At 70.2% G+C, this 25,910-nt stretch carries 22 protein-coding genes; 14 read left to right on the top strand and 8 right to left on the bottom strand.

Translation table 11 applies throughout. The features are described 5' to 3' along the window. The first annotated feature begins 10 nt into the window (after nt 1-10). The 4 genes from AB8810_RS09810 to AB8810_RS09825 all read left to right on the top strand — a co-directional run bounded on the left by AB8810_RS09810 (nt 11) and on the right by AB8810_RS09825 (nt 5,587). Nucleotides 11-1,648 (top strand): N-acetylmuramoyl-L-alanine amidase, encoded by a 1,638-nt coding sequence (locus AB8810_RS09810; protein WP_369916379.1) that lies wholly within the window; start codon nt 11-13, stop codon nt 1,646-1,648. A gap of 159 nt (nt 1,649-1,807) precedes the next feature. Continuing rightward, nucleotides 1,808-3,676, top strand: a complete 1,869-nt coding sequence (mutL, locus tag AB8810_RS09815; protein WP_369916380.1) for a DNA mismatch repair endonuclease MutL — start codon at nt 1,808-1,810, stop codon at nt 3,674-3,676. Beyond that, nucleotides 3,676-4,605, top strand: a complete 930-nt coding sequence (locus tag AB8810_RS09820; RefSeq protein ID WP_191823997.1) for a DUF1684 domain-containing protein — start codon at nt 3,676-3,678, stop codon at nt 4,603-4,605. Before mutL ends, AB8810_RS09820 begins: the two co-directional genes overlap by 1 nt. A gap of 16 nt (nt 4,606-4,621) precedes the next feature. After that, complete coding sequence (locus AB8810_RS09825; protein WP_369916381.1) at nt 4,622-5,587, top strand: TraB/GumN family protein; 966 nt, start codon at nt 4,622-4,624, stop codon at nt 5,585-5,587. A gap of 123 nt (nt 5,588-5,710) precedes the next feature. Here the strand turns inward: AB8810_RS09825 and phaR are convergent, their stop codons facing one another. The 3 genes from phaR to gluQRS form a co-directional block, all read right to left on the bottom strand. Next, a complete protein-coding gene (phaR, locus tag AB8810_RS09830; RefSeq protein ID WP_009597630.1) occupies nt 5,711-6,226 on the bottom strand; it encodes a polyhydroxyalkanoate synthesis repressor PhaR in 516 nt (171 codons plus the stop codon). Nucleotides 6,227-6,441: 215 nt separating this feature from the next. Further along, nucleotides 6,442-7,182, bottom strand: a complete 741-nt coding sequence (locus tag AB8810_RS09835; RefSeq protein WP_179565313.1) for a beta-ketoacyl-ACP reductase — start codon at nt 7,180-7,182, stop codon at nt 6,442-6,444. Between the two features lie 57 nt (nt 7,183-7,239). Continuing rightward, a complete protein-coding gene (gene gluQRS / locus AB8810_RS09840) occupies nt 7,240-8,148 on the bottom strand; it encodes a tRNA glutamyl-Q(34) synthetase GluQRS (RefSeq protein ID WP_369916382.1) in 909 nt (302 codons plus the stop codon). A gap of 103 nt (nt 8,149-8,251) precedes the next feature. Here gluQRS and htpX point away from each other — a divergent pair, with 103 nt between their 5' ends. Further along, nucleotides 8,252-9,139: a protease HtpX gene (htpX, locus tag AB8810_RS09845; RefSeq protein ID WP_206258314.1), complete on the top strand. Its 888-nt coding sequence runs from the start codon at nt 8,252-8,254 to the stop codon at nt 9,137-9,139. A gap of 186 nt (nt 9,140-9,325) precedes the next feature. Here the strand turns inward: htpX and AB8810_RS09850 are convergent, their stop codons facing one another. The 3 genes from AB8810_RS09850 to AB8810_RS09860 form a co-directional block, all read right to left on the bottom strand. Continuing rightward, nucleotides 9,326-11,398 carry an EAL domain-containing protein gene (locus tag AB8810_RS09850; RefSeq protein ID WP_179565307.1) on the bottom strand — a complete coding sequence of 691 codons (2,073 nt, stop codon included), beginning with the start codon at nt 11,396-11,398 and terminating at the stop codon, nt 9,326-9,328. A 195-nt stretch (nt 11,399-11,593) separates the two neighbouring features. Beyond that, nucleotides 11,594-12,790 carry an NAD(P)/FAD-dependent oxidoreductase gene (locus AB8810_RS09855; protein WP_369916383.1) on the bottom strand — a complete coding sequence of 399 codons (1,197 nt, stop codon included), beginning with the start codon at nt 12,788-12,790 and terminating at the stop codon, nt 11,594-11,596. After that, nucleotides 12,787-13,332 (bottom strand): YaeQ family protein, encoded by a 546-nt coding sequence (locus AB8810_RS09860; RefSeq protein WP_191824002.1) that lies wholly within the window; start codon nt 13,330-13,332, stop codon nt 12,787-12,789. The genes AB8810_RS09855 and AB8810_RS09860 overlap by 4 nt, the downstream gene beginning before the upstream one ends. A 120-nt stretch (nt 13,333-13,452) precedes the next feature. Here AB8810_RS09860 and AB8810_RS09865 point away from each other — a divergent pair, with 120 nt between their 5' ends. The 4 genes from AB8810_RS09865 (at nt 13,453) to AB8810_RS09880 (ending at nt 16,444) form a co-directional block, all read left to right on the top strand. After that, entirely contained in the window at nt 13,453-13,824 is a 372-nt protein-coding gene (locus AB8810_RS09865) for a hypothetical protein (RefSeq protein ID WP_369916384.1), read from the top strand. Beyond that, nucleotides 13,821-14,696 carry a pseudouridine synthase gene (locus AB8810_RS09870; RefSeq protein WP_369916385.1) on the top strand — a complete coding sequence of 292 codons (876 nt, stop codon included), beginning with the start codon at nt 13,821-13,823 and terminating at the stop codon, nt 14,694-14,696. The genes AB8810_RS09865 and AB8810_RS09870 overlap by 4 nt, the downstream gene beginning before the upstream one ends. Before the next feature lie 613 nt (nt 14,697-15,309). Then, nucleotides 15,310-15,519 (top strand): cold-shock protein, encoded by a 210-nt coding sequence (locus tag AB8810_RS09875; RefSeq protein WP_033483465.1) that lies wholly within the window; start codon nt 15,310-15,312, stop codon nt 15,517-15,519. A 229-nt stretch (nt 15,520-15,748) separates the two neighbouring features. Continuing rightward, entirely contained in the window at nt 15,749-16,444 is a 696-nt protein-coding gene (locus AB8810_RS09880) for a glutathione S-transferase family protein (RefSeq protein ID WP_369916386.1), read from the top strand. Nucleotides 16,445-16,514: 70 nt separating this feature from the next. Here the strand turns inward: AB8810_RS09880 and AB8810_RS09885 are convergent, their stop codons facing one another. After that, the gene (locus AB8810_RS09885) at nt 16,515-17,411 is read right to left on the bottom strand and encodes an alpha/beta hydrolase (protein WP_369916387.1); all 897 of its coding nucleotides are present in this window, start codon (nt 17,409-17,411) and stop codon (nt 16,515-16,517) included. A gap of 459 nt (nt 17,412-17,870) precedes the next feature. Here AB8810_RS09885 and AB8810_RS09890 point away from each other — a divergent pair, with 459 nt between their 5' ends. Further along, a complete protein-coding gene (locus AB8810_RS09890) occupies nt 17,871-19,424 on the top strand; it encodes a YdiU family protein (protein WP_369916388.1) in 1,554 nt (517 codons plus the stop codon). 133 nt (nt 19,425-19,557) lie between these two features. On the opposite strand, the gene AB8810_RS09895 is transcribed toward AB8810_RS09890, so the two are convergent. Then, nucleotides 19,558-20,262, bottom strand: a complete 705-nt coding sequence (locus AB8810_RS09895) for a TetR/AcrR family transcriptional regulator (RefSeq protein ID WP_369916389.1) — start codon at nt 20,260-20,262, stop codon at nt 19,558-19,560. Between the two features lie 62 nt (nt 20,263-20,324). Here AB8810_RS09895 and AB8810_RS09900 point away from each other — a divergent pair, with 62 nt between their 5' ends. The 4 genes from AB8810_RS09900 (at nt 20,325) to AB8810_RS09915 (ending at nt 25,812) form a co-directional block, all read left to right on the top strand. Further along, nucleotides 20,325-21,479, top strand: a complete 1,155-nt coding sequence (locus tag AB8810_RS09900) for an efflux RND transporter periplasmic adaptor subunit (protein WP_206228806.1) — start codon at nt 20,325-20,327, stop codon at nt 21,477-21,479. Nucleotides 21,480-21,485: 6 nt separating this feature from the next. Continuing rightward, on the top strand, nt 21,486-24,599 hold the full coding sequence (locus tag AB8810_RS09905) for an efflux RND transporter permease subunit (RefSeq protein ID WP_369916390.1): 3,114 nt from the start codon (nt 21,486-21,488) through the stop codon (nt 24,597-24,599). Between the two features lie 81 nt (nt 24,600-24,680). Continuing rightward, nucleotides 24,681-25,238, top strand: coding sequence for an adenine phosphoribosyltransferase (locus tag AB8810_RS09910; RefSeq protein ID WP_179565288.1), 558 nt, complete (start codon nt 24,681-24,683; stop codon nt 25,236-25,238). Nucleotides 25,239-25,461: 223 nt separating this feature from the next. Then, nucleotides 25,462-25,812, top strand: coding sequence for a hypothetical protein (locus AB8810_RS09915; RefSeq protein ID WP_179565286.1), 351 nt, complete (start codon nt 25,462-25,464; stop codon nt 25,810-25,812). The last annotated feature ends 98 nt before the right edge of the window (nt 25,813-25,910 follow it).

A 25,910-nucleotide genomic window follows, 5' to 3' on the forward strand; every position in this document is an offset into this window, starting at 1 on the left:
AATCGCCTCCATGCGCCTGGGGACCCATTTTTTCGCCTGTTCCGCCATCGCCGCAGGCTGGTGCCTAGCGGCGCAATCGGCGTTTGCGGGTCAGGTCCAGGCGGTTTCGCTCGGTAATGGCGCCACCGGCACGCGTGCCGAGATCCGGCTGCAGGGCAGCGGTGGCTTCACCACGCTGACCCTGGCCAACCCCAACCGGCTGGTCGTCGATTTGCCCGAATCCTCCGCTGCGCAGGGCCTGAAGCTGCCTGCCGGAAACGGGGTGGTCACGGCCGTGCGTACCGGTCATCCGGTCCCCGGTACCTTGCGCATCGTGTTCGATCTGAGCAGCCCGGTGGTGGCATTCAAGCCGCAGATGCAGACCGTGGCCGGCAGTTCGGTGCTGGTGATCGAATGGCCGGGCGATGCGTCGTCGGCCAAGCCGGTGGCCAATGCCGGCAATGGCGCGGCAACGCCCGCGCCGACGGCATCCACGGCGCCCACCGCGGCGGCGGTTGAACCCAAGCCGACGCCCGATCCGCGCCTGGAAGCGGCGCGCGCGACGGCCGCCCTGACCTCGTCGGTGGTGCAACGCGCGGCACCGCCGCCGCCGCCGACACCAGTACAGACACCGACGACGACCGCGGCGGTTCGCCCGGGCGTCGTGCCGGCACCACCGGCCGCTGCTCCAGGGACTTCCGTTACCTCGATGGCACCGACCGCATCCGCATCCGCGTCGGTCGGCGCCGCCGTGCCGGCGCAGCAAGGCGCCGTCGCGCCGACGCCGACGCCGACGCCGACGCCCGACCGGCCCGACGCGGCCAGCATCGACGATGTGGCCGCCGCTGCCGCCGAGGCGCGCCCGGTGATGCCGAGCGCACCGTCGCGGGTGGCGATGAAGCCGGGCATGCGGCCGTTGATCGTGGCCATCGATCCCGGCCATGGCGGCCAGGATCCCGGCGCGATGGGGCCCACCGGCAAGCGCGAGAAGGACGTGACCCTGGCGATCGGCCGCGAACTGGCGCGGCAGATCAACGCCACGCCGGGCATGAAGGCCTACATGACCCGCGATACCGACGTGTTCATCCCACTGCCGATGCGCGCGCAGAAGGCGCGCGCGGCCAAGGCCGACATCTTCATCTCGATCCACGCCGACGCCGCCGAGAACCGCAGCGCGACCGGCTCTTCGGTGTATGTCCTCTCGACCAAGGGCGCCTCCTCGCAGCGCGCGCGCTGGCTGGCGGACAAGGAAAACGCGGCCGACCTGGTCGGTGGCGTGCGTCTGCAGAAAACCGACAGCACCCTGGCCAGCGTGTTGCTGGACCTGGCCCAGAGCGGGCACATGAAGGCCTCCGAAGACGCGGCCGGACATGTGCTGGGCGGGCTCAAGCGGATCGGCAACAACCACAAGCCGGAGCTGGAGCGCGCCAACTTCGCGGTGCTGCGCACCTCGGACATGCCGGCGATGCTGGTCGAGACCGCCTTCATCTCCAATCCCGACGAAGAGCGCCGGCTGACCGATCCGGGCTACCAGCGGCGCCTGGCCGGCGCGGTGCTGGACGGCGTCAATACGTTCTTTACCCGCCAGCCGCCGCCGGGCACGCTGTTCGCCGCGCGCGCGCAGGCCGAGGCGGAAGCGGCCAGCACCGTGGCCGGCGGCAGCCGCTGAGGCGCTCGGCTATCATCGCCGGCTGATCCCGATGGCGGCGTCCGCGCCGTGAGCCGTGCCGATGTCCTGTAACCGTTTCTGCTCTCCCGTTTCCGAATCCGGCGCGATCGCGCTGCGCCCGCATGGCGCTTGCGCGCCGCAGTGTGGGCGGGAGTCGGCATGAGCATTCGCCAATTGCCCGAGATCCTGATCAACCAGATCGCCGCAGGCGAAGTGGTGGAGCGTCCGGCCTCGGTGGTCAAGGAACTGGTCGAGAACGCGCTGGATGCCGGCGCGCGCCGCGTCGACATCGACCTGGAAGAAGGCGGCGTGCGCCTGATCCGGATCCGCGACGATGGCGGCGGCATCCCCCCCGAGGAACTGCCGCTGGCGGTGTCGCGGCACGCGACCAGCAAGATCGCCTCGCTCGACGACCTGGAGTCGGTCGGTACGCTCGGGTTCCGCGGCGAAGCGCTGCCGTCGATCGCCTCGGTCAGCCGCTTCACCCTGGCCTCGCGCCGCCCCGGCGACGAGCATGGCGCCGCGCTGCAGGTCGATGGCGGCAAGGTCGGGCAGGTGCAGCCGCGCGCGCAGGCGCCGGGCACCACGGTCGAGGTGCGCGAGCTGTTCTACAACGTGCCGGCGCGGCGCAAGTTCCTGCGCGCCGAGCGCACCGAACTCGGCCATATCGAGGAATGGCTGCGCTCGCTGGCGCTGGCGCGTCCGGATGTGGAACTGCGCGTGTCGCACAACGGCAAGCCGTCGCGGCGCTACAAGCCTGGCGACCTGTATTCGGACGCGCGGCTGGGCGAGACCCTGGGCGAGGACTTCGCGCGGCAGGCGCTGCGCGTGGACCACAGCGGCGCCGGGCTGCGCCTGCACGGCTGGATCGCGCAGCCGCATTATTCGCGCGCCAGCGCCGACCAGCAGTACCTGTACGTCAACGGCCGCTCGGTGCGCGACCGCAGCGTCGCGCATGCGGTGAAGATGGCCTATGGCGACGTGCTGTTCCATGGCCGGCAGCCGGCCTATGTGCTGTTCCTGGAACTGGAGCCGTCGCGGGTCGACGTCAACGTGCATCCGGCCAAGCACGAGGTGCGCTTCCGCGATGCGCGGCTGATCCACGACTTCGTCTATCGCACGCTGCAGGACGCGCTGGCGCAGACCCGCGCCGGCAGCACGCCGACCGCGGGCGATGCCGCGCAGGCGGCGCCGCTGGCGTATGCCGCTGGCGCGTTGCCGATGTCGTCCGGCAACGCGAGCGGCGGTGGCTCCGGCGGCCAGGGCTACGGCGCGCAATGGCGCCCGGCGCAGTCGCCGCTCGGCCTGCGCGTCAACGAGGCGCCGGCCGCCTACGCCGCGCTGTACACCGCGCCTGCAGGCGCGGCCGATGCCGCAGCAGGCATGCCGCTGCAGGCCCAGGATGCGGCCGGCGGCCTGCCGCCGACCTCGCCCGACAGCGGCGTGCCGCCGCTCGGCTATGCCATCGCGCAGCTGCACGGCATCTACATCCTGGCCGAGAACGCCGAAGGCCTGATCGTGGTGGACATGCATGCCGCGCACGAGCGCATCGGCTACGAGCGGCTGAAGAACGCGCACGACGGCATCGGCCTGCATGCGCAGCCGCTGCTGGTGCCGATCACCCTGGCGGTGGGCGAGCGCGATGCCGACACCGCCGAGCGCGAGGCGGAAACGCTGGCCGCGCTCGGCTTCGAGATCACCCGCAGCGGCCCGCAGTCGCTGCATGTGCGCAGCATCCCGGCGTTGCTGGCGCAGGCCGAACCCGAAGCCCTGCTGCGCGACGTGCTGACCGATCTGCGCGAGCACGGCCACAGCCGCCGCGTGGCCGGCGCGCGCGACGAACTGCTGTCGACGATGGCCTGCCACGGCGCGGTACGCGCCAACCGGCGCCTCACCGTGCCGGAAATGAACGCGCTGCTGCGCGACATGGAAGCTACCGAGCGCTCCGGGCAATGCAATCATGGGCGTCCGACCTGGGCCCGTTTCACGCTGGGCGAGATCGATCGTTGGTTCTTACGGGGGCGCTGATGGGCAAGCGGGGAAGGGCGGCGGCGCTGCTGGCAGCGCTGCTCGCGGTTGGCGCATGCGGCAAGCAGGCACCGGTGCCGGCCGCGCCGGCGGTCGCCGACAAGGCATTCCTGGCCGATGAGCAGCGCTGGCGCGAGCAGCGCAAGCAGGAGCTGCAGGCCGCCGATGGCTGGACCAGCCTGGTCGGCCTGCACTGGCTGGAACTGAAGGAGCATTACATCGGCAGCGGCCCCGGCAGCGGTATCCGCCTGGCGGTCGGGCCGGCACGGATGGCGCTGGTGTCGCGGGTGGGCGCCCAGGTGTTCCTGACCCCCGAACCCGCCGCGGCGCTGAGCCTGGACGGCAAGCCGTTGCTGCGGCGCACCCGCCTGTACAGCGACCACGATGCCACGCCCAGCGTGATCGAGTTCGACGGCGGCAAGGGCAAGCTGAGCCTGATCGAGCGCGGCGGCCGCTATGCGTTGCGGGTCAAGCACGCCGATGCGCCGACCCGGATCGGCTTCGCCGGGCTGCACTATTGGCCGATGGCCGAATCCTGGCGCATCCGCGGCCGCTTCGTGCCCAACGCGCCGGGCAAGACCCTGCCGATCGTCGACATCATCGGCGTCACCACCGAATCGCCGAACGCCGGCGCGCTGGAGTTCGAGCGCGACGGCAAGCGCTTCCGCCTGGAAGCGATCGGCGAACCCGGGCGCCCACTGTTCGTGGTGTTCGCCGACCGCACCAGCGGCCGCGGCAGCTATCCGGCCGGGCGCTTCCTGGACGTGCCGGCGCCGAACGCCGACGGCAGCGTGGTGCTGGATTTCAATCGCGCCTACAACCCGCCGTGCGCGTTCACCCCGTTCGCGACCTGTCCGCTGCCGCCGCCGGAGAACCGGCTGGACCTGGCGGTGGAGGCCGGCGAGCAGGCCTATGCCGCCGCACACTGAACCGAGAGCCCCGACGATGCCGATCCCGCGCCTGCTGCGCAGCCTGCTGTTGTGTCTGACCCTGTTCGCCGCCGCGCCGGTGCCGGCGCGCACGCCGCCTCCGCCGGCAACACCCAGCGCGACGCCTGCGCCGCCGACGCCGCTGCTGTGGAAAGTCAGCGGGCCGCGCGGTGCGCTATACCTGCTGGGTTCGTTCCACCTGCTCAAGCCGGACGACTATCCGCTGGCGCACGAGGTGGATGCGGCCTACGCCGCGTCGCCGCGGCTGCTGTTCGAGCTGTCGCCGCAGGACGTGGAGTCGCCGCAGTTGGGCGCGCAGATGCTGCAGGCGGCGCAGCGGCAGGACGGCAAGCGCCTGCAGGACGATCTGGACACGGCCACCTGGCAACGCCTGCGCCGCTATGCCGCCGGCCACGGCCTGCCGCTGGAGCAGATGGGCGGATTCGAGCCCTGGTTCGTCGGCCTGAGCATCAGCATCGCCGAAATGAAGGCGCAGGGGCTGCAGGCCGATGCCGGCCTGGACCGGCATTTCATGGACATGGCGGTGCAGGCCGGCAAGGCGGTCGAGGGCCTGGAAACCGCGCAAGCGCAGATCGCGATGCTCGACGGCATGGAGCCGGTGGAGCAGAAGCAGATGTTGATCGAAGCGCTGGACGACGCCGAGCAGGGCGCGGCGCAGACCCAGCGCCTGCACGATGCCTGGCGCCGCGGCGACGAGCGCCTGCTGTGGCAGGACATGGGCATGGAGATGAAGCGCGACTACCCGCGGCTGTACCAGCGCATCAACGTCGATCGCAACCAGGCCTGGGTGCCGCGGCTGGAGCAGCGCCTGCGCGACGGCCAGGGCGACACGCTGGTGGTGGTCGGCGCCTTGCATCTGCTCGGCCCCGATGGCGTGGTCGAAGCGTTGCGCGCGCGCGGCTACAAGGTCGAGCGGATCTGTGCCGGTTGCCGGACGTCGCCAGCGCCGCGTTCGCGCTGAGCCCGCAGCGCGGTCGTGTGAGTGACATGTGTAGGAGCGGCTTCAGCCGCGACCGGGGCTTTGCCGGTCGCGGCTGAAGCCGCTCCTACAAGGGGGCAGGCGCCTGAAGGCGCCGCAGCGCGCTCAGCGCGCCCGCGACTTCGGTGCGGCCCCGGCGGCCGGCGGCTCGCTCGGCTTGGTGCCGCCCGCGGCAGGGCGACCGAAGCCGGTGCCCAGGTTGCGCTGGAACTCCTGCCACAGCTCCATGTTGCGCTCGGTCAGCTGGTTCATCATGGTCCACGGGGTCTGGCCGAGCAGGTTGCCCATCTGCTGGCGGAACTGCTGCTGCTGGTCCAGGAACACCTGCATGCTGCGCTCCAGGTAGTTGCCCATGAAGCCCTGCAGCGAATCGCCGTAGAACCGGATGATCTGGCTGAGCAACTGGGTGGACAGCATCGGTTCGCCGTCCTGTTCCTGGTCGGCAATGATCTGCAGCAATACCGCGCGACTGAGGTCTTCGCCGGTCTTGGCGTCGCGGACCTCGAATTCTTCGCCGTCGATGATCAGCTGGCGGACGTCTTCGATCGTGATGTAACTGGAAATCTCGGTGTCGTAGAGGCGGCGATTGGGATACTTCTTGATGATGCGGATCTCAGCCATGAAGCGTTCGCTCTTGACGGTAGGCGCGCAGCATGGCGCAGCGCAGCAGGGCTTGCAACCGCCAAAAGCCCCTGAACTGGGGCCCGACGGCAAAAAAAATGCTGCGCAGCACGCGCGCAGCACGGGTGAGAAGCGCGCAACGCGAGATGCAGCATTTTCGGTAGCGTTACCTCGGCGGTGCCGCCTGCGCGCCTGAGCGGTTCAGTCGCCTGTCGCTACCAGCCCATGTGGTGGCCGCCGTTGATGTCCAGGTTCGAGCCGGTGATCCAGGCCGCTTCTTCGGCGACCAGGAACGCGACCGCGTAGGCGATCTCCTCCGGCCTGCCCAGGCGCCCGGTGGGGATGTCGGCGATGATCTTGGCGCGCACCTCTTCCGGCACCGACATCACCATGTCGGTGGCCACGTAGCCCGGCGACACCGTGTTGACGGTGATGCCGTAGCCGGCGTTCTCGCGCGCCAGGGAAATGGTGAAGCCGTGCATGCCGGCCTTGGCCGCGGCGTAGTTGGCCTGGCCGTACTGGCCCTTCAGGCCGTTGATCGAACTGATCTGGATGACCCGGCCCCAGCGCTGCTTGCGCATGCCTTCGATCACCGGGCGGGTGACGTTGAACACCGAGTTGAGGTTGGTGTTGATGACCTCGTGCCACTGCTCGGCGGTCATCTTGTGGAAGGTGGTGTCGCGGGTGATGCCGGCGTTGTTGATCAGCACCTCGATCGGACCGAGCTGCCGCTCCACTTCCTGCACCAGCGCCTGGGCGTGGTCGGGCGAGGCGACGTCGCCGGCGACGATGGCGACGTCGTGGCCGCGTTCGCGCATGCGCTGCTGCCAGGCCTGCGCCTTGGCCGCGTCGCGGTAGTTGCTGGCCACGCGGTGGCCCTGTGCGGCCAGCCGCTCGCAGATGGCGGTGCCGATGCCGCCGGTACCGCCGGTGACCAGCGCAACGCGTGATGTCATGGATTCGCTCCGGATGGGGGAAGAGGAGAGGGCCGCGCCGCAGCCGAAACCCCGATTCTAGTCAGCCTTGGCGTCGCTGGGGATACCGGCCGCGTCCGCCAGCCTCCGATCCTGCGCCGGCAGCCGCGCCGGCTCGAACGCGCGCAGCGCCGCGGCCAGCAATGCGGCCACCGAGCCGGCCCCGGCCAGCGCTGCAGGGGCCTGCCCCAGCAGGGTCCAGGCCAGGCGCAGCGCGGGCAGCGGATCGGCGTCGTCCAGCGGCAGCGCCGCATGCGACTTGGACAGCTTGCGGCCGTCGTCACCGAGCAGCAGCGGCAGGTGCAGGTAGTTCGGCGTCGGCAGGCCCAGTGCGCGCTGCAGCAGGATCTGCCGCGGCGTCGAGTCGAGCAGATCGGCGCCGCGGACCACGTCGCTGATGCCTTGCGCGGCATCGTCGACCACCACCGCCAACTGATAGGCCCAGCAGCCGTCGGCGCGCAGCAGCACGAAATCGCCGACCTCGGCATGGACGTCCTGTTCGACATCGCCGCGTACCGCGTCGCGAAACCCGACCGTGCTGCCCGCGGCCACGCGCAGGCGCAGCGCCGGCTGCGGCCGCGCCTGCGCGGCCACGCAACGGTGGTGCACGCCGCCTTGCGCGGCCAGTTCGCTGCGGCTGCAGCTGCAGGCGAACGCCTGGCCGCGCTGCAGCAGGCGCTGCGCGGCGGCCTGGTAGAGCGCAGCGCGCTCGCTCTGGCGCAGGATCGGCCCATCGGCTTCCAGCCCGCAGGCGCGCAGGCTGGCGAGTTGGCGTTCGGCCGCGCCGGGCACGCTGCGCGGCCGGTCCACGTCCTCGATGCGCAGCAGCCACTCGCCGCCGGCATGGCGCGCCAGCAGCCAGCTGCCGAAGGCGGCGAGCAGCGAGCCCAGGTGCAGCGGGCCGGTGGGCGAGGGCGCGAAACGGCCGCGGTAGGGAGGCGAGGACATGGGCAAGCTGAATCGTCGGTCAGGTATGCGCTTGAATTCAAGCTGTACGCGCCGCAGATTCGAGCCAGTCCTTCATTTTTCCTGGTGCGGAGTCCACGCCAACATGTTCAATCGAATCGCCTTGTTCCTCATCACCAATCTGGCGGTGCTGGTGCTGGCCGGCATTGTCATGTCCGTGTTCGGGATCAATCCCAACCAGATGGGCGGCCTGCTGGTGATGGCCGCGCTGTTCGGCTTCGGCGGCTCGCTGGTGTCGCTGCTGCTGTCCAAGTTCATGGCCAAGCGCGCCACCGGCGCGCAGGTGATCACCGAGCCGCGCAACCACACCGAACGCTGGCTGCTGGAGACGGTGCGGCGGCAGGCGCAGGCCGCCGGCATCGGCATGCCCGAGGTCGCGGTCTACGACGGCCCGGAGATCAACGCCTTCGCCACCGGCGCCAACCGCAACAATGCGCTGGTCGCGGTGTCCACCGGCCTGCTGCAGAACATGACCGAAGACGAAGCGGAAGCCGTGCTCGCGCATGAGATCAGCCATGTCGCCAATGGCGACATGGTGACGATGGCGCTGCTGCAGGGCGTGCTGAACACCTTCGTGATCGTGCTGGCGCGGGTGGTCGGCGGGATCGTCGACGGTTATCTGTCCGGCAACCGCGACGGCGGCCGCCGCGGGCTGGCCTACTACGCCATCGTGATGGTGCTGGAGATGGTGTTCGGCCTGTTCGCGACGATGATCGCGATGTGGTTCTCGCGCTACCGCGAGTTCCGCGCCGACGCCGGCGGCGCCGGCCTGGCCGGGCGCCACAAGATGATCGCGGCGCTGCAGCGGCTGGAACTCAACCATGGGCAGAGCACGCTGCCGTCGCAGGTGCAGGCGTTCGGCATCGCCGGTGGCCTGGGCCAGGGCCTGCGCAAGCTGTTCATGAGCCACCCGCCGCTGTCCGAGCGCATCGCCACGTTGCGCGCCTCGCACAGCAATGCGACGGTGAGCTGATCGCCGCGGGCTGGCGCTCCTCCGGGATCGCGCCGCGCCGAACCCGAATCGCCGCCTGCGACCAGCAGTCGGCTCAGGCAACGCCAGGCAGGTCACCCCGCCTGGCGTTGCTTTTTGCAGGATCGTGCGGAACGGTCTGGCCACTGCCGCTGCAAATCCCGAATCCCGAATCCCGAATCCCGGCCCTCAAGCAAAATCGAAGGTCATCCCCGGTCCCGCCAGGCCGACGAATTCGCCTTGCACGTAGTCGACGCCGGCGCTGAACAGCAGGCTCATCGACGTGGCGTCGGTGACGAACTCGGCGATGCTGCGGATCCCGGCCGACTGCGCGCGCTCGGTGATCTCGCGGATCTTTTCCTGGTGCTCGCGGGTCTGCGCCAGGTCCTGGGTGAAGCCGCGATCCAGTTTCAGGAACGAAGGCTGGAAATGCGCCAGCAGCTGGAACGAGTCCAGGCCCGAGCCGAACTGCTCCAGCCCGACCTTGCAGCCCAGCCCGGTGGCCGCCGCCAGGAACTGCTGCGCATTGCGCAGGTGGGTGAACACCTTGGCTTCCGGCGTCTGCAGCCACAGGCGCTCGCCGGGCACGCCGTGCGCGGCCAGTTCGCGGCGGATCAGCTCCACCATCTGCAGGTCGGCAAAGGCGTCCGGGCTGATCTTGACCAGCAGGCTGGTGGCATGGCCGGCGCGCTGGCGCTCGCCGATCACCGCGATCGCGCGCGCCACCACCCAGCGGTCGATCTCGGCCATCAGCCCATGTTCGGTGGCGATGCCGAGGAACGTGGTCGGGCCGATGATCTCGTCGTTGCGCTCCAGGCGCAGGTAGGCCTCGTACAGTTCGTGCGGCTCGCCCTGCAGGTTCAGCACCGGCTGGTAGTGCAGCAGGAAGCCGTCGCCGGCCAGCGCGTCGCGCAGTTGCTGCACCCAGCGCTGGATGCGCTCTTCCTCGACCCGGTCGGCCGCGCCGGGGTCGAAGATCTTGCAGGCGTTGCCGCCCAGCTCGATGGTGGCCTGTACGTTCTCGCTGGCGCGGGCCAGGACCTGGCCGACGGTGGCGATCTTCTCGCCGATCTGCACGCCGCCGATGCTGACGGTGACCGTGGCCGAGCGCTCGCCGACGCTGAACACGTGCGCGGCGTAGGCGTTGAGCAGGCGCTCGGCCTGCGCCGAGGTGCGGCCGTAGTCGCCCTGCAGCAGCAGCGCGAAGTTGTGTTCGCCGAAGCGCGCCGCCTGCACGTCGCCGTCGATCGCCGCGGCCAGGTGCTGGGCCAGCGCCGCGACAAGTGCGTCGGCCGAGTCCAGGCCGATGTCGGCCAGCAGCCGCGTGTAGTGATCGGGTTCGACCAGCAGGAAGCCGTAGTGGCCGTCGCCGCGGCCGACCTGGGCCACCGCGTTCTCCAGCGCCAGCATGAAGGTGGGACGGTTGAGCAGGCCGGTGACCTGGTCGCGCTGGCGCAGGTCCTCGACCTCGCGCGCCAGTTCCGGATCGAATTCCTCGCGGCGGCGGAACACCACCTGCACGCAGGCCTCGCCCTCGTAGCTGGCGGTGGCGAACTCCATCGTCGCGGGGAAGCTCTCGCCCTCCATGGTGCGCGCGTCCACCTGGTACTGCGCCGGCGGCGGTTCGCCCTTGCCCAGCGACTTCAGCAGTTGCTTGAATTCCTCCACGTGCTGCGGCGCGACCATGTCCAGCAGCGAGACGCCTTCCACGTCGTCGAACGAGGCGAAGCCGAACATCTCCAGGTAGGCGTCGTTGGCGCGGATGTGCATGCCTTCGTGGATGTAGGCGATCGGGTCGCGCGAGGAGGCGATCAGCGCATCGCAGCGGCGCTCGGTCTCGCGCATTTGCGCCTCGATCCGGCGCAGGCCGCGGCGCGCGTGCAGGTCGGCCCAGGTGTTGCGCAGCACCGACAGCAGGTGCTCGGGACGCTGGCGCAGGGCGATCGCGCGCGCGCCGCCGGCCACCGCCTCGACCCATTCGTTCTCGTCGATGCTGTCGGCGAGCAGGATCACCGGGATGTCCTTGCCGCTGGCGCCCACGCGCTGCAGCACCTGCGGCAGCGGGATGGCCTGCGAGCGCGCGCTCAGCACCAGGTCGATCGGCTGCGCGGCGAGCATGGCGCCCAGTTCCTCGGCGTGCTGCGGCCGCGACGGTCGCACCGCGATGCCGCTGTTGCGCAGGCTGCTGACGATCGCTTCGGCGTCTTCACCGCTGTCGTCGACGATCATCAGGCGCAGGGTGGTGTCTTTGCCTGTTTGCATGAAGCCTCCCGGAGACGGGGTTTAATACACGATGCCCGCAGCGGCGTCCATGTGTGGCCGGGATTGGGGATTCGGGATTGGGGATTCGCAACGGCGCGCTTCGATGTTTACGCCCAGCTTTGGGCAACCCACGAACGTTCAGGCACCGGGAACCGCTGTTACGAATCCCCAATCCCCAATCCCCAATCCCGGCCTTCAGGCCACCATGCCGGCCGCGTGGCCCGAGGCCCAGGCCCACTGGAAGTTGTAGCCGCCCAGCCAGCCGGTCACGTCCAGCACCTCGCCGACGAAGTACAGGCCGCGCACCTGGCGCGATTCCATGGTCGCCGACGACACCTGATCGGTGTCCACCCCGCCCAGGGTGACCTCGGCGGTGCGGTAGCCCTCGGTGCCGCTGGCCACCAGCGGCCAGGCGCCGAGCAGGGCGGCGGCGGCGCGCAGCTGCGGTTCGTCGAGCTGGCGGACCGGCTTGTCCGGCAGCCAGACTTCGCACAGGCGCTGTGCGAAGCGGCGCGGCAGGGCCTCGCCCAGCACCGTGCGCAGCTCGGCGGCGCCGCGCAGGCGCTTCTGCTCGCGCAGCCACGCGGCCGCGTCCTGCCCGGGCAGCAGGTCCAGGCGCAGGTCGTCGCCCGGCTGCCAGTACGAGGAGATCTGCAGGATCGCCGGGCCGCTGATGCCGCGATGGGTGATCAGCATGAAGTTGCGGAAGCTGGCGCCATTGCAGCTGGCTTCTACCGGCAGCGCCAGCCCCGACAGGTCCTGCAGGCGCTCCTGGTGCTTGCCGCTGAGGGTCAGCGGCACCAGTCCGGCGCGGGTCGGCAGCACGGCGTGGCCGAACTGGCGGGCCAGGTCGTAGCCGAAGCCGGTGGCGCCCAGGCTGGGAATGGACAGCCCGCCGCTGGCCACGACCAGCGAGGCGGCGTGCACCGGGCCGTCGTCGCTGTCGATGCGGAACCCCTCGCTGTCGCGTTCCACGCCGCGCACGCCGCACTGGGTGCGGATGGTGACGCCAGCCGCGTCGCATTCGTCCTCCAGCATGCGCACGATCTGCTTGGAGGAGATGTCGCAGAACAGCTGGCCCAGTTCCTTCTCGTGATAGGCGACGCCGTGGCGTTCGACCATCTCGATGAAATCGGCCGGGCGGTAGCGCGCCAGCGCCGACTTGCAGAAGTGCGGGTTGGCGGACAGGAAATTGCCCGGGCTGGTGCCGGTATTGGTGAAGTTGCAGCGCCCGCCGCCGGACATCAGGATCTTCTTGCCGACCTTGTTGGCATGCTCGATCACCCGCACGCGGCGCCCGCGGCGGCCGGCGGTCAGCGCACACATCAGCCCGGCGGCGCCGGCGCCGATGACCGCGACGTCGACCCGGATCGGCTCGGCGCGCGCGCTCATGCCGCGGCTTTGCGCACCGTCGGGGTGAAGGTGACGCTGCCGTCGTCGCCGAGCAACTGCACTTCGCCGTCCTGGATCACCACGTCGAAACGCATGCTGCGCTGGATCAGCTCGGCGGCCGCCGCGACCGCGTCGCCGGGCAGGTCGATCACCTGCAGCGGCTTGAGCTTGAGCAGGCCGGAGGCGTTCTTCTCCCACCAGATGTCGGCGACGCGGCCGCCGTAGTTGGCCACCACCACTTCGCGGGCGCGGCCGCAGGCCTTGCGGATGCGCGATTCGTCGGGCTGGCCGACCTCGATCCACTGCTCGATCGCGCCGGTGTAGTCCATCCGCCACAGGTCCGGCTCGTCGTCGCTGCTCAGGCCTTTGCCGAACAGCAGGCGCTCCTCGGCGAACAGGGCGAAGGTCAGCAGCCGCGCCATCAGCCGCTGGTCGGTTTCGGACGGGTGCTGGGCCAGGGTCAGCGCATGCGCCGCGTAGTAGCCGCGGTCCATGTCGGAAATCTGCAGGTCGGCCTTGCGGAGGGTGGCGGTGAGGGCCATGGGGGCACCGGAAGCAAAGAGGACCATGATAGTGGTTTGCTCGAGGCTGTCCGAGACGGTGCTTCTGGATCGACGCGATTGGTGGCACGCTTCCAGCCCGCCGTCCTGGTTGCTCGGTCCATGTCACGCCCCCGTTCCCGACGCCTGCAGATCGAAGGCGCTACCTTCATCTGCGGCGTGCGCCCGCTGCGCGACGCTACGGCCGCGGCCGTGGTATTCGCCGCCCACGGCGCGGGCCGGCATCTGCGGCTGTGCTTCCGCTCCGATCCTGCGCAGGGGTGCATGGCCGGCGACGCCGGGCTGGAGGCCGGCATCGTACGCACGGCGGCGGGACGCTGGGTCAACCTGCACCGTCCCGGTGTGATGCGGGCGCTGATCGAGGCCGGGTTGACGCACACCGCGCCGGCAGGGCACCTCGATGACGGCTGGCAGTTGCTGGCGGCTGCCACCCTGCCGGCCGACAGCCTGGGCCACGCCGGGGAGTCGGCATGACCGTACCCAGTCGCCTGCAATTGCCGCCCGGCGCGTGGCCGACCTTGCTGGACGGACTGTGCGCGCGGTTTCCGCAGGTGCCGCGCGGGCACTGGCTGGACCGCTTCGCGCGCGGGCGGGTGCAGGACCGGCATGGCCGGCCGTTGCCGGCGTCGCTGCCGTACCGGGTCGGGCTGGAAGTGCGCTATTTCCGCGAGGTCGCCGACGAGGCGCCGATCGCCGGGGTGGAGCGGATCGTCCATGCCGACGCGCATCTGGTGGTGGCCGACAAGCCGCACGGGCTGCCGGTGACTCCGTCCGGGCGCTACGTGCGCGAGACCTTGCTGGCGCGGCTGGTGGCGCGGCTGGGCAATCCGGCGCTGGTGCCGCTGCACCGCCTGGACCGCGCCACCGCGGGGCTGGTGCTGTTCTCGGCCGATCCGGGCAGCCGCGCCGCCTACCAGGCGCTGTTCCGCGAGCGGCGCATCGCCAAGGCCTACCAGGCGCTGGCCCCGGCCTTGCCGGGACAGGCGTTTCCGCTGCTGCGCGCGAGCCGGCTGGTGCGCGGCGAGCCGTTCTTCCGCATGGCCGAGGTCGACGGCGAGGCCAACAGCCTGACCCGGATCGCCGTGCTGGACGCGCCCGACGGACCGCTGTGGCGCTACGCGCTGGCGCCGGTGACCGGCCGCAAGCACCAGTTGCGCGTGCACATGGCCGCGCTGGGCGCGCCGATCCTGGGCGATGCGCTGTATCCGCAGTTGCGCGCGGAGGAAGAGGGCGGCACCCCCGATGTGCTGCAGCTGTTGGCATGCGGGCTGGCGTTCGACGATCCGCTCAGCGGGCAGGCGCGCAGTTTCGCCAGTGCGCAGACCTTGGTTTGGCCGTCGGCGTGATGACGCGACCGAACTCCGCGAGACGTGTCGCGCCGCACCCTCATCCCAACCCCTCTGCTGGCGGGAGAGAGGTTATGTGCCTGGCGGCTGTTCCTTCTCCCACCGGGACCATGGCCCCCTTTTCGGGGGAAGGTGCCCCGCAGGGGCGGATGAGGGTACGGGCGCAGCCTCGTGCACCCAGACTCCGCGAGGCGCTTCGCGCCTTACCCTCACCCCAACCCCTCTCCCGACGGGAGAGGGGCTTTCAGTGTCATAGTAGACGACGATTGCGTGCGCCGGCAGTTCATCCAGTGGAACGTCCGGCGAGGGGAGGGCGGCTGCGCAATTTGCGTAGAACGGCAGGGGTATCGACCGCGCTGCCGCAAACTTTAGGCCTGGGTTCAGCATCTTTGTGGGCGATCTCGGTTTGTCTACACAAACATGTCGCTTTTTGCGGACGACCCGCGTATGGTAGGTCCCACTGTGTTTGCTAGGGTCACCGTGAATCGTGGCCTGGTGCAGTTGATCTCGCGATCCGCTTCATCGTTCCGCTTTACCAACGCCTGCAACTCAGTCTCGGCCCCGATACCCGGTGGCTGCGATTTCTTCAATCCAATGTTTCAGGAGTTAGTAAATGAGCGAGCGTCAGGGTGGTACCGTGAAGTGGTTCAACGATGCCAAGGGCTTCGGCTTCATCACCCCGGAAAGCGGCCCGGACCTGTTCGTGCATTTCCGCGCGATCCAGGGCACCGGCTTCAAGTCGCTGCAGGAAGGCCAGAAGGTGACGTTCGTCGCCGTCCAGGGCCAGAAGGGCATGCAGGCCGACCAGGTGCAGGCCGTCTAATTTAGACGCCAGCTACCGCAAGGTTGCCAAAACGCCGGGAGCGCAAGCTCTCGGCGTTTTTATTTGTGCGTGTGCGTAGCTGCGGCCCCGCTTGGAGCCCCGCCCGCGTTGGCCCACACGTGCCTCTGCAGCCGCGTCGGGGTGCAGAGACCTTGCACGGTGCCTGTAGTCGCGATCCCCATGCGGGCCCGGCTACCATGGCCGCCCTCGCGCCTTCGGAACCGTTGCCATGATCACCGTCCACCACCTCAACCAGTCCCGTTCCCAGCGCGTGCTGTGGCTGCTGGAGGAACTGGCGCTGCCCTACCAGGTGGTCAAATATCAGCGCGACAAGCAGACCATGCTGGCGCCGCCGGAGCTGCGCGCGATCCATCCGCTGGGCAAGTCGCCGGTGCTGGTCGACGACGGCCATGTGCTGGCCGAGTCCGGCGCGATCCTCGATTACCTGGTGGAGCGCTACGACACCGAGCGCGCGCTGTCGCCGTCGCCGCAGCCGCTGGAGGCGCCCGAGCGCCTGCGCTACCGCTACTGGATGCATTACGCCGAGGGTTCGGCGATGCCGCCGTTGCTGATGAGCCTGGTGTTCGGGCGCATCCGTTCGGCGAAGATGCCGTTCTTCGCGCGGCCGATCGCCCGCGCCATCGTCGACAAGACGATGCACAGCTTCGTCGGCCCGCAACTGAAGCTGCATCTGGACTGGATGGAGCGCGAACTGGCGGCCACCGGCTGGTTCGCCGGCGACCGCTTCACCGCCGCCGACGTGCAGATGAGCTTCCCGGTCCAGGCCGCGGCCGCGCGCGCCGGCCTGCAGGCCTATCCGAACCTGGCCGGCTTCGTGCGGCGCATCGAGCAGCGTCCGGCCTACCAGCGCGCGCTGCAGCAGGGCGGGCCGTTCGAACTGCTCGGCAGCGGCAAGGCCGGCTAGGGCGCGTCCTTCGTCCCAAGGCAGAGCGCGGCCCGTGGCGAGGGCGTTCGATACGCTGCGCTACGTTGCTTCACGGTTGCGGCGTGCGCGGCTGGCACTGGCGCACGAAGGCGATGCTGTCGGCCATGACCGGCAGCGCCGGATCGTCCTTGCGCAGCGCCAGCGCCAGGCGCAGATGGCCGACGCCCGGATAGATCTTCAGCTCGGCGGGCACGCCGGCGCGGTGCAGGGCCGCCTGCAGCGAGCGGCTGTCGCGCGGTTCGACCACGCGGTCGTCGGCGCCGTGCAGCAGCAACGCCGGCGGTTCGTCGCCATCGACGAAGGCCACCGGCTGCGAGCGCCGCTGCTGCGCCGGGTCGCGGCCGAACATGCCGATCAGGTCGGTGTCGGTCAGCGGCAGGAAGTCGTAGGGGCCGGCTAGGCCGACCAGGCCGCACAGTTGCCGCGGCGACAGGCCTTGCGCCTGCAGCCAGCGGCCGTCGGTGGCCAGCAGCGCGGCCATGTGCGCGCCGGCGGAGTGGCCCATCAGCACCAGCCGGCGCGGGTCGCCGCCGTGCTCGGCGGCATGCCGTTGGCTCCAGGCGACCGCGGTGGCGGCGTCGTGCATGAAGCCGTCCAGGGTCACCTGCGGGTATTTGCGGTAGTCCGGCACGATCGCGACCACGCCATGCCGTGCCAGCGCCTCGCCGGCCCAGCGGTACTGTTGGCGGTTGCCGGTCTTCCAGGTGCCGCCGTGGAAGAACACCACCACCGGTGCGTTCTGCGCCGCGACCGGGCGATAGACGTCCAGCTTCAGGCCATCCGACGCATCGAACACGATCCCGCGCTGCTCGCTCAGCCCGTTGCGCGCGGAGCCGGCGTTGAGGCCGCCGAAGAACACGCTGCTGCAGGCGGAGACCAGCAACGAGGACAGGGCGACCAGCAGGTGGCGCGGCCAGCGTGGCGGCAACGGCGAACGTTCGGACATGGACGGTACCTGCAGGAAAGGAGCGGGAGCATGCCGCATGCCTGTGTCGGCAGCGAGTGCATGGCGTCGGCGGCACTGCCGGCAAGTACGCGCAAGATGTCGCTGCGGATGCGCTGGCCCGGCCGAGTCCGCCATTTCCTTCTCTCGCCGGAGCGTGATTCCCTTTTCGGGAAGGTGCCTGGCAGGGCGGATGAGGAGAGGGTAGGGGCTTGTGCACCCAAACACCGCGAGACGCTTCGCGCCGTACCCTCACCCCAACCCCTCTCCCGATGGGAGAGGGGGGCTAGCGGCTGTTCCCTTCTCCCGTCGGGACCATGGCCCCCTTTTTGGGGGAAGGTGCTCCGCAGGGGCGGATGAGGGTACGGGCGCAGCCTCGTGAATCCAAACGCAGCGAGGCGCTTCGCGCCGCGCCTTGACCCCAGCTCCTCTCCCGATGGAGAGGGCTGTAAGCTGGCGCGCATGCCTGTATTGCGCTTCGACAACCGTTTTACCGCCGAGCTGCCTGGCGATCCCGAGCACGGACCGCGTTTGCGCGAGGTGGTGGGTGCGCTGTGGTCGGAGGTCGCGCCGACCCCGGTGGTCACGCCGCAGTTGCTGGCCCATTCGCGCGAAGTGGCGGCCATGCTCGGCTTGTCGGAGCAGGAGGTGCTGGCGCCGCAGTTCGCCGAGGTCTTCGCCGGCAATGCGCTTTACCCGGGCATGCGGCCGTATGCGACGAACTACGGCGGCCACCAGTTCGGGCATTGGGCCGGTCAGCTCGGCGATGGCCGCGCGATCGCGCTGGGCGAGGCGCTGGGGGCGGACGGGCAGCGCTGGGAGCTGCAACTCAAGGGCGCCGGGCGCACGCCGTATTCGCGCGGCGCCGATGGCCGCGCGGTGCTGCGCTCGTCGATCCGCGAATTCCTGTGCAGCGAGGCGATGCATCACCTCGGCGTGCCGACCACGCGCGCGCTGAGCCTGGTCGCCAGCGGCGAGCGCGTGGTGCGCGACATGTTCTACGACGGCCATCCGCGCGCCGAGCCGGGCGCGGTGGTGTGCCGGGTGGCGCCGTCGTTCGTGCGCTTCGGCAGTTTCGAACTGCCGGCCGCGCGCGGCGAGACGGCCTTGCTGCGGCAACTGGCCGATTTCGTGATCGATCGCGATTTCCCCGAGCTGCGCGCACGCGGCGCCACGCGCCATGCCGACTGGTTCGGCGAGGTCTGCACGCGCACCGCGACGATGGTCGCGCACTGGATGCGGGTCGGTTTCGTGCATGGAGTGATGAACACCGACAACATGTCGATCCTGGGCTTGACCATCGACTACGGCCCGTACGGCTGGATCGACGACTACGATCCGGACTGGACGCCGAACACCACCGATGCCCAGGGCCGCCGCTACCGTTTCGGCACCCAGCCGCAGATCGCGTACTGGAACCTGACGCGGCTGGCGCAGGCGCTGGCGCCGCTGTTCGCCGACGTCGCGCCGCTGCAGGCCGGGCTGGCGCGTTTTCGCGACACATACGCGCAGGCCGAACGCGACAACACCGCCGCCAAGCTCGGCCTGTCTGCCTGCGGCGAGACCGACCTGGCGCTGATGCAGGACCTGCTGCAACTGCTGCAGCAGGGCGAGGTGGACATGACCCTGTGGTTCCGCGGGCTGAGCGCGGCGCAACTGCCGACGCTGGCGGACCTGGCCGTGGCGTTCTACGACCCGGCCAAGCTGGCCGCGCAGGCGCCTGCATTCGAGGCCTGGCTGGCGCGCTATGCGCAGCGGCTGCGCGACGATCCGCTGCCGGCGCCCGCGCGCGCGGCGAAGATGTGCGCGGCCAACCCGCGCTACGTGTTGCGCAACTACCTGGCGCAGCAGGCGATCGACCGTGCCGAGCAGGGCGATGCCGAGGGCGTCGCCGAATTGCTGGAGGTGATGCGCCGGCCCTACGACGAGCAGCCGGGACGCGAGGCGTTCGCGGCGCGGCGCCCGGACTGGGCGCGCGACCGCGCCGGTTGTTCGATGCTGTCGTGCAGTTCCTGACGAAACACGAAGCACTGCAGCAGGGGCTTCGGCTCAGACGCTTCGCCGGCAAGGTGTCGGAGCTGAAGCCCCTCCTGCAGAAGGCTCGGCATCGCCGCGATTTCGCAGTCGTGTCGTCAGGCCCGGGCGGGCGTCAGCGCGACGAAGGCGCGCGATAGCGCCAGGCGGAGAGGAAGCTGGTCACCACCTCTGCGGCCAGCGCCTGCTGGCTGTCGCGATCCGGGGCCTGTCCGTTGAGCATCGCGCCGGGATAGGCGTAGCCGATCGCCGCGCCGATGAAGGCGCTGGCGGCCAGCGTGGGCGAGGCCACGCGCACGTCGCCGCGCGCATCCAGCATCTGCAGCAGGTCGCTCAGGCGCTGGCGCAGGCGACCGGTGCGGCGCTGGTGCATCGACTGCAGCAGCTCCGGCATCTGCGCGCTGGCCTGCACCAGCAGCCGGTGCAGGCGCAGCGAGGACGGTGCGTACAGGTGCGCCTGCACGGTCAGCGCGATCTGCTGCAGCGCGCGCGGCAGGTCCTGCGAGGCCGCATCGCCGATGTTCTCCAGTTGCGCCTGCAGTTCCTCGTTCAATGCCTCGAACACCTGCATCAGCAGGTCGGCCTTGCTGGAAAAATGGTTGTACAGGCTCTGCCGGGTGAGCCCGGCATGCAGCGCGATCTGCTCCAGCGAGACCTCCAGGCCGTGCTCCAGCAGCAGCTCGCGCGCGGCGTGCAGCAACCGCGGCCGCGCCAGCGCCGGGCGCCCGCGCTGGCGCCCGGGTGGCGCAATCGCCCGCGCTTCCGCCGTCGCCGCGGTAGCGCGAGGCGGCGTGGCGCGGACGATTGTGCGATCCTTCATGCTTATTTATTTGTCTTTAAGTAAATTAAATGATCCTCCCCCCAGCTTCCAGGATCAAGCGCATGCCTGCGCCTTTCGTCCAGCGTTCCCGCCGCACGCTGTCGTTGCTGCTGTCCGTCGCCCTCGTCACGCTCGCCGGCTGCAAGGGCGAGCGCACCGCGCCGCCGGCGCAGGCCAGGACCGTGGGGGTGGTGACCTTGCAGCCGCAAAGCGTGCCGCTCAGCGCCGAACTGGCCGGGCGCACCGCCGCCTCCGAAGAATCCGAAGTGCGCCCGCAGGTCGGCGGCATCCTGCGCAAGCGGCTGTTCGAGGAGGGCGCGATGGTGCGCGCCGGGCAGCCGCTGTTCCAGATCGAGCCGGTCCTGTACCAGGCCGCGGCCAACGAGGCGCAGGCCAACCTGGCTACCGCCGAGGCCACGCTGGCCACCGCCAAGCTGCGCGCCGAGCGCTACCGCGAACTGGGCAAGACCCGGCTGGCCGCACAGCAGGACGTGGACGACGCCCAGGCCACCTACAAGGAGGCGCTGGCCAGCCGCGACGCCAACCGCGCCGCGCTGGACACCGCGCGCACGCAGTTGCGCTTCGCTACCGTGGAGGCGCCGATCAGCGGCCGCATCGGCCGCGCGCGGGTGACCCCGGGCGCGCTGGTCACCGCCAGCCAGGCCGATGCGATCGCCAAGATCCAGCAACTGGACCCGATGAACGTGGACATCACCCAGTCCGGCAGCCAGTTCCTGGCGCTGCGTCGCGCGATCGCCGACGGCGGGGTGCAGCCGGCGACCGCCGAAGTGCGGCTGAAGCTGTCCGACGGCAGCGACTATCCGCTGCCGGGCACGCTGCAGTTCGCCGACATCGACGTGGAGGAAACCACCGGCAGCGTGACCCTGCGCGCGCGCTTCCCCAACCCCGACGCGCAGCTGCTGCCGGGCATGTACGTGCGCGCGATCGTCGGCCAGGGCATCCGCCAGCAGGCGCTGCTGGTGCCGCAGGCGGCGGTGGACCGTACGCCGCGCGGCGACGCGCAGGCCTGGGTGGTGGGCACCGACAACATCGTGCGCCAGCGCCAGTTCACCACGCTGCGCGCGGTCGGCGACCGCTGGCTGGTCGGCGACGGGCTCAAGCCCGGCGAGCGGGTGGTGGTGGAGGGCCGGCAGGGCCTGAGCGACGGCGCCAAGGTCACGGTCAAGCCGGCCGCCGCTGCCGCCGGCCAGGGCTGATCCGGCATGCTCGCGCGCTTCTTCATCGCCCGCCCGATCTTCGCCTGGGTGCTGGCGATCTGCATCATGGCCGCCGGCGCCATCGCCGTGTTCACCCTGCCGGTGGAGCAGTATCCGGACATCGCCCCGCCCGGGGTCAACGTCACCGCCACCTACAACGGCGCCTCGGCGCAGACGGTGGAGGACAGCGTCACCCAGGTGATCGAGCAGCAGATCAAGGGCATCGACCACCTGCTGTATTTCTCCTCGACCAGTTCCTCGTCCGGGCAGGCGCGGATCAGCATCACCTTCGACCAGGCCGCCAATCCCGACATCGCCCAGGTGCAGGTGCAGAACGCGGTCAACCAGGCGCTCAACCGCCTGCCGCAGGAAGTGCAGCAGCAGGGCGTGACCGTCTCCAAGTCGCAGGGCGACAGCCTGATGGCGGTGGCGCTGTACGACAGCACCGACCGGCTGGACAACGTCGACATCTCCGACTACCTGATCAGCACCCTGCAGGACCCGATCAGCCGCATCAACGGCGTCGGCGAGATCAACGTGTTCGGCGCGCAGTACGCGATGCGCGTGTGGATGGACCCGCACAAGCTCAACGCCTACAACCTGATGCCCGGCGACCTGCGCAGCGCGATCGAGGCGCAGAACACGCAGGTCACCGCTGGCGAACTCGGCGCGCTGCCCACCGGCGCCGACCAGGAGCTCAACGCCACGGTGACCGCGCAGTCGCGGCTGCAGACCGCGGAGCAGTTCCGCGCCATCATCCTGGCCACCCAGGCCGACGGCTCCAGCGTGCGCCTGGGCGACGTGGCCCGGGTGGAGATCGGCGCGGAGAACTACCAGAACAGCGCCACGCTCAACGGCCATCCGGCGTCCGGCTTCTCGGTGACGCTGTCCTCCGGCGCCAACGCGGTGGCCACCTCCGACGCGGTGCGCGCCACCATCGAACGGCTCAAGCCGACCTTCCCGCCGGGCATGGAGGTCGCCTACCCGCGCGACAGCACGCCGTTCGTGCGGATCTCGATCGAGGGCGTGGTGCACACCCTGATCGAGGCGATCGTGCTGGTGGTGGTGGTGATGTTCCTGTTCCTGCAGAACGGCCGCGCCACGCTGATCCCGGCGATCACCGTGCCGGTGGTGCTGCTGGGCACGTTCGGCATCCTCGCCGCGGCCGGCTTCACCATCAACACGCTGACCCTGTTCGCGATGGTGCTGGCGATCGGCCTGCTGGTGGACGATGCGATCGTGGTGGTGGAGAACGTCGAGCGGATCATGCACGAGCAGCATCTGCCGCCGCGCGAGGCGACCGAGCAATCGATGGGCGAGATCACCGGCGCGCTGATCGGCATCACCGTGGTGCTGGGTGCGGTGTTCCTGCCGATGGCGTTCTTCGGCGGCTCCACCGGCATCATCTACCGCCAGTTCTCGATCACCATCGCCTCGGCGATGGCGCTGTCGGCGCTGGTCGCGCTGACCCTGACCCCGGCGCTGTGCGCGACGCTGCTCAAGCCGGTGGAAAAGGAGCGCCAGCTCGGACGCTTCTTCCGCTGGTTCAACCGCGGCGTGGAGCGCAGCCAGCACGCCTACCAGCGCCGGCTCGGCACGATGCTGCGGCAGCCGCGGCGCTGGATGGCGCTGTACGCGGTGATCGTGCTGGCGATGGCGGCGCTGTACGCGCGCATGCCGACCGGCTTCCTGCCGGTGGAGGACCAGGGCCAGGTGCAGATCCAGTTCACCACGCCCGAGGGCACGCCGCTGGCCAAGACCGAGGCGCTGGGCCGGCGCATCAACGATTACTTCATGGCCCACGAGAAGAACAACATCACCGCGGTGTTCATGGTGATCGGCCGCAACAACGCCGGCACCGGGCAGAACGCCGGCCAGGCCTTCGTCGCGCTGCGGCCGTGGGGCGAACGCAACCGCGACAACACCGCGCAGGCGATCATCGACCGCGCCAATGCGTATTTCCGCGGCACCGCCGACGCCAAGATCAGCGTGCTGTCGCCGCCGGCGGTGCGCGGCCTGGGCCAGTCCAGCGGCTTCGAGCTGTGGATCCGCGACAGCGACGGCGCCGGCCGCCCGGCGCTGCTGAAGGCGCAGCAGCAGGTGCTGCAGGAGGCCGGCGACGATCCGCGGCTGACCGCGGTGCGGCTCAACGGGCTGGGCGACAAGGCGCAGCTGCAGGTGGACATCGACCAGGCCCAGGCCAGTGCGCTGGGGCTGGCGCAGAGCGACATCAACACCACGCTGTCCACCGCGTGGGGCGGCAGCTACGTCAACGACTTCATCGACCGCGGCCGGGTCAAGCGCGTCTACGTGCAGGGCGATGCGCCGTACCGTTCGCTGCCGGAAGACATCGGCCAGTGGTACGTGCGCGGCAAGGACGGGCAGATGGCGCCGTTCGCCAGCTTCGCCAGCACCCATTGGACCCGCGGGCCGCAGCTGCAGCAGCGGTTCAACGGCCTGCCGGCGTCGCAGATCCAGGGCGGGGCCGCGGCCGACAGCAGTTCCGGCGAGGCGATGCAGCGGATGCAGGCGCTGGTCGCCAAGCAGAAGGGCTTCGACCTGCAGTGGAGCGGCCTGTCCTACCAGGAGCAGCTGTCGAGCAACCAGACGCTGTGGCTGTATACCGCCTCGATCGTCTTCATTTTCCTGTGCCTGGCGGCGCTGTACGAGAGCTGGTCGATTCCGGTGGCGGTGCTGCTGGTGATCCCGCTGGGCGTGCTCGGCACGGTCACCGCGACCACCCTGGCCGGCTTCGTCAACGACATCTATTTCCAGGTCGGCCTGCTGACCACGATCGGCCTGTCGGCGAAGAACGCGATCCTGATCGTCGAGTTCGCCGAGGCCGAGCAGCGCGCCGGGCGGCCGTTGCTGGAGGCGGCGCTGGAAGGCGCGCGGCTGCGCTTGCGGCCGATCGTGATGACCTCGCTGGCGTTCGTCGCCGGCGTGCTGCCGCTGGCGCTGTCCACCGGCGCCGGCGCGGCCAGCCGCCGCGAGATCGGCGTCAGCGTGATCGGCGGCATGCTCTCGGGCACGCTGCTGGCGGTGCTGCTGGTGCCGCTGTTCTTCGTGCTGGTGCGGCGCCTGCTGCATGGCCGGGCGGCGGAGACGCAGGCCGGGTAGGTCGTAGACGGGCAATGCGGCGGCGCTGCACGGCGCCGCATTGCGCCTAAAATGAGCGCTTCCCCACGTTGCGATGTCCCGATGAACGATTCCTCCTGCTGCGGCGCGCCCAGCGACGCACCGGCCCACTGGTCCGGACGCATCCGCGATATCGCCGATTTCCCGAAGCCGGGCATCGTGTTCAAGGACATCACCCCGCTGCTGGCCGACGGCCCGGATTTCGCCTCGGCGCTGGACGAGATGGCGCGTCCCTGGCGCACCACGCCGCTGGACGCGGTGCTGGGCATCGAGTCGCGCGGCTTCATCCTGGGCGCGGCGCTGGCGCACGAACTGCGCACCGGTTTCGTGCCGATCCGCAAGCCGGGCAAGCTGCCGGGCAGGACGGTGACCCAGGACTACACGCTGGAATACGGCAGCGACCGCATCGAGATGCACGCCGACGCGCTGCCGGCCGGCGCGCGGGTGCTGATCGTCGACGACGTGCTCGCCACCGGCGGCACCTTGCGCGCGGCGCTGTCGCTGGCGCGGCAACTGCAGCTGGAGATCGTCGGTGCGGTGGTGCTGGTCGAGCTGCAGGCGCTGCAGGGGCGCGAGCGCTGGAGCGATGCGGTGCCGCTGTTGGCGACGCTGACGTATTAGGGCGGGGCGGTCGGTGCGGATGGACGTCGTCGTGTGCGGCGCGCGGTCCTGCGCGCACGGCGAGGGCGACGGACTACCGCGGCAGCGGCAATCGAGCCGGGCGAGCGCTCGTTGGCGGGCGATGTCGATCCGCGGCTGAATGTGTCAACCGCGCGCATTCGCCCGCGAACTGCGTGGCTTACCGTTTTCCGCATGCGATCGGCATGCGACGGGTGGTGGCACGATGAACGGACAAACGCTGTTGCTGGCCTTGGCGGCCGCATTCGCGCTGGCCAAGCTGGTCTCGGCATTGCTCGTGGCGATCTGGCCGGGCGGCACGGCGGCGATCGCCGCTTCGCGTCTGGGCCGCTGCGTCTACGCCAGCGGCAAGACCACACCGGTGCTGCTGGCGCTGACCCTGCTGTTGTACGCGGTGCTGTTCGAACCGCCGGCGCAGCTGCGCGCCTGGTTGGCGCTGGCACTGCTGCTGGGCGCGGCGCTGGCGCTGCCGATCATCCACCTGCGCCGCAGCCGGCGCGGCAGGGGCGGGGCGCATCCGCCGCGGCAGTGGTCGCGGATCGTGCGGCTGCGCTGAGCGGGTCGAGGCCGGCACCGACGTCGGGTGCGCTTTGGAGCCGATCGTCGACGAGCGAGCGGCCATCGGCGGCAGCGTGCTCGCAGGGACCGATGCCG

This window comes from Xanthomonas sp. NCPPB 3005 (assembly GCF_041228095.2).
Taxonomy (GTDB): domain Bacteria; phylum Pseudomonadota; class Gammaproteobacteria; order Xanthomonadales; family Xanthomonadaceae; genus Xanthomonas_A; species Xanthomonas_A bonasiae.

Excerpts from the sequence above, each read along its gene's own strand:
- gluQRS (WP_369916382.1), bottom strand. The coding sequence starts at position 8,148 with ATGTCCTCGCCTCCCTACCGCGGCCGTTTCGCGCCCTCGCCCACCGGC.
- AB8810_RS09890 (WP_369916388.1), top strand. The coding sequence starts at position 17,871 with ATGCCTGTATTGCGCTTCGACAACCGTTTTACCGCCGAGCTGCCTGGC.
- AB8810_RS09910 (WP_179565288.1), top strand. The coding sequence starts at position 24,681 with ATGAACGATTCCTCCTGCTGCGGCGCGCCCAGCGACGCACCGGCCCAC.
- AB8810_RS09865 (WP_369916384.1), top strand. The coding sequence starts at position 13,453 with ATGTCACGCCCCCGTTCCCGACGCCTGCAGATCGAAGGCGCTACCTTC.
- AB8810_RS09880 (WP_369916386.1), top strand. The coding sequence starts at position 15,749 with ATGATCACCGTCCACCACCTCAACCAGTCCCGTTCCCAGCGCGTGCTG.
- AB8810_RS09825 (WP_369916381.1), top strand. The coding sequence starts at position 4,622 with ATGCCGATCCCGCGCCTGCTGCGCAGCCTGCTGTTGTGTCTGACCCTG.
- AB8810_RS09870 (WP_369916385.1), top strand. The coding sequence starts at position 13,821 with ATGACCGTACCCAGTCGCCTGCAATTGCCGCCCGGCGCGTGGCCGACC.
- AB8810_RS09810 (WP_369916379.1), top strand. The coding sequence starts at position 11 with ATGCGCCTGGGGACCCATTTTTTCGCCTGTTCCGCCATCGCCGCAGGC.
- htpX (WP_206258314.1), top strand. The coding sequence starts at position 8,252 with ATGTTCAATCGAATCGCCTTGTTCCTCATCACCAATCTGGCGGTGCTG.
- AB8810_RS09820 (WP_191823997.1), top strand. The coding sequence starts at position 3,676 with ATGGGCAAGCGGGGAAGGGCGGCGGCGCTGCTGGCAGCGCTGCTCGCG.
- mutL (WP_369916380.1), top strand. The coding sequence starts at position 1,808 with ATGAGCATTCGCCAATTGCCCGAGATCCTGATCAACCAGATCGCCGCA.
- AB8810_RS09885 (WP_369916387.1), bottom strand. The coding sequence starts at position 17,411 with ATGTCCGAACGTTCGCCGTTGCCGCCACGCTGGCCGCGCCACCTGCTG.
- AB8810_RS09835 (WP_179565313.1), bottom strand. The coding sequence starts at position 7,182 with ATGACATCACGCGTTGCGCTGGTCACCGGCGGTACCGGCGGCATCGGC.
- AB8810_RS09895 (WP_369916389.1), bottom strand. The coding sequence starts at position 20,262 with ATGAAGGATCGCACAATCGTCCGCGCCACGCCGCCTCGCGCTACCGCG.
- AB8810_RS09900 (WP_206228806.1), top strand. The coding sequence starts at position 20,325 with ATGCCTGCGCCTTTCGTCCAGCGTTCCCGCCGCACGCTGTCGTTGCTG.
- phaR (WP_009597630.1), bottom strand. The coding sequence starts at position 6,226 with ATGGCTGAGATCCGCATCATCAAGAAGTATCCCAATCGCCGCCTCTAC.
- AB8810_RS09875 (WP_033483465.1), top strand. The coding sequence starts at position 15,310 with ATGAGCGAGCGTCAGGGTGGTACCGTGAAGTGGTTCAACGATGCCAAG.
- AB8810_RS09915 (WP_179565286.1), top strand. The coding sequence starts at position 25,462 with ATGAACGGACAAACGCTGTTGCTGGCCTTGGCGGCCGCATTCGCGCTG.
- AB8810_RS09905 (WP_369916390.1), top strand. The coding sequence starts at position 21,486 with ATGCTCGCGCGCTTCTTCATCGCCCGCCCGATCTTCGCCTGGGTGCTG.
- AB8810_RS09860 (WP_191824002.1), bottom strand. The coding sequence starts at position 13,332 with ATGGCCCTCACCGCCACCCTCCGCAAGGCCGACCTGCAGATTTCCGAC.
- AB8810_RS09855 (WP_369916383.1), bottom strand. The coding sequence starts at position 12,790 with ATGAGCGCGCGCGCCGAGCCGATCCGGGTCGACGTCGCGGTCATCGGC.
- AB8810_RS09850 (WP_179565307.1), bottom strand. The coding sequence starts at position 11,398 with ATGCAAACAGGCAAAGACACCACCCTGCGCCTGATGATCGTCGACGAC.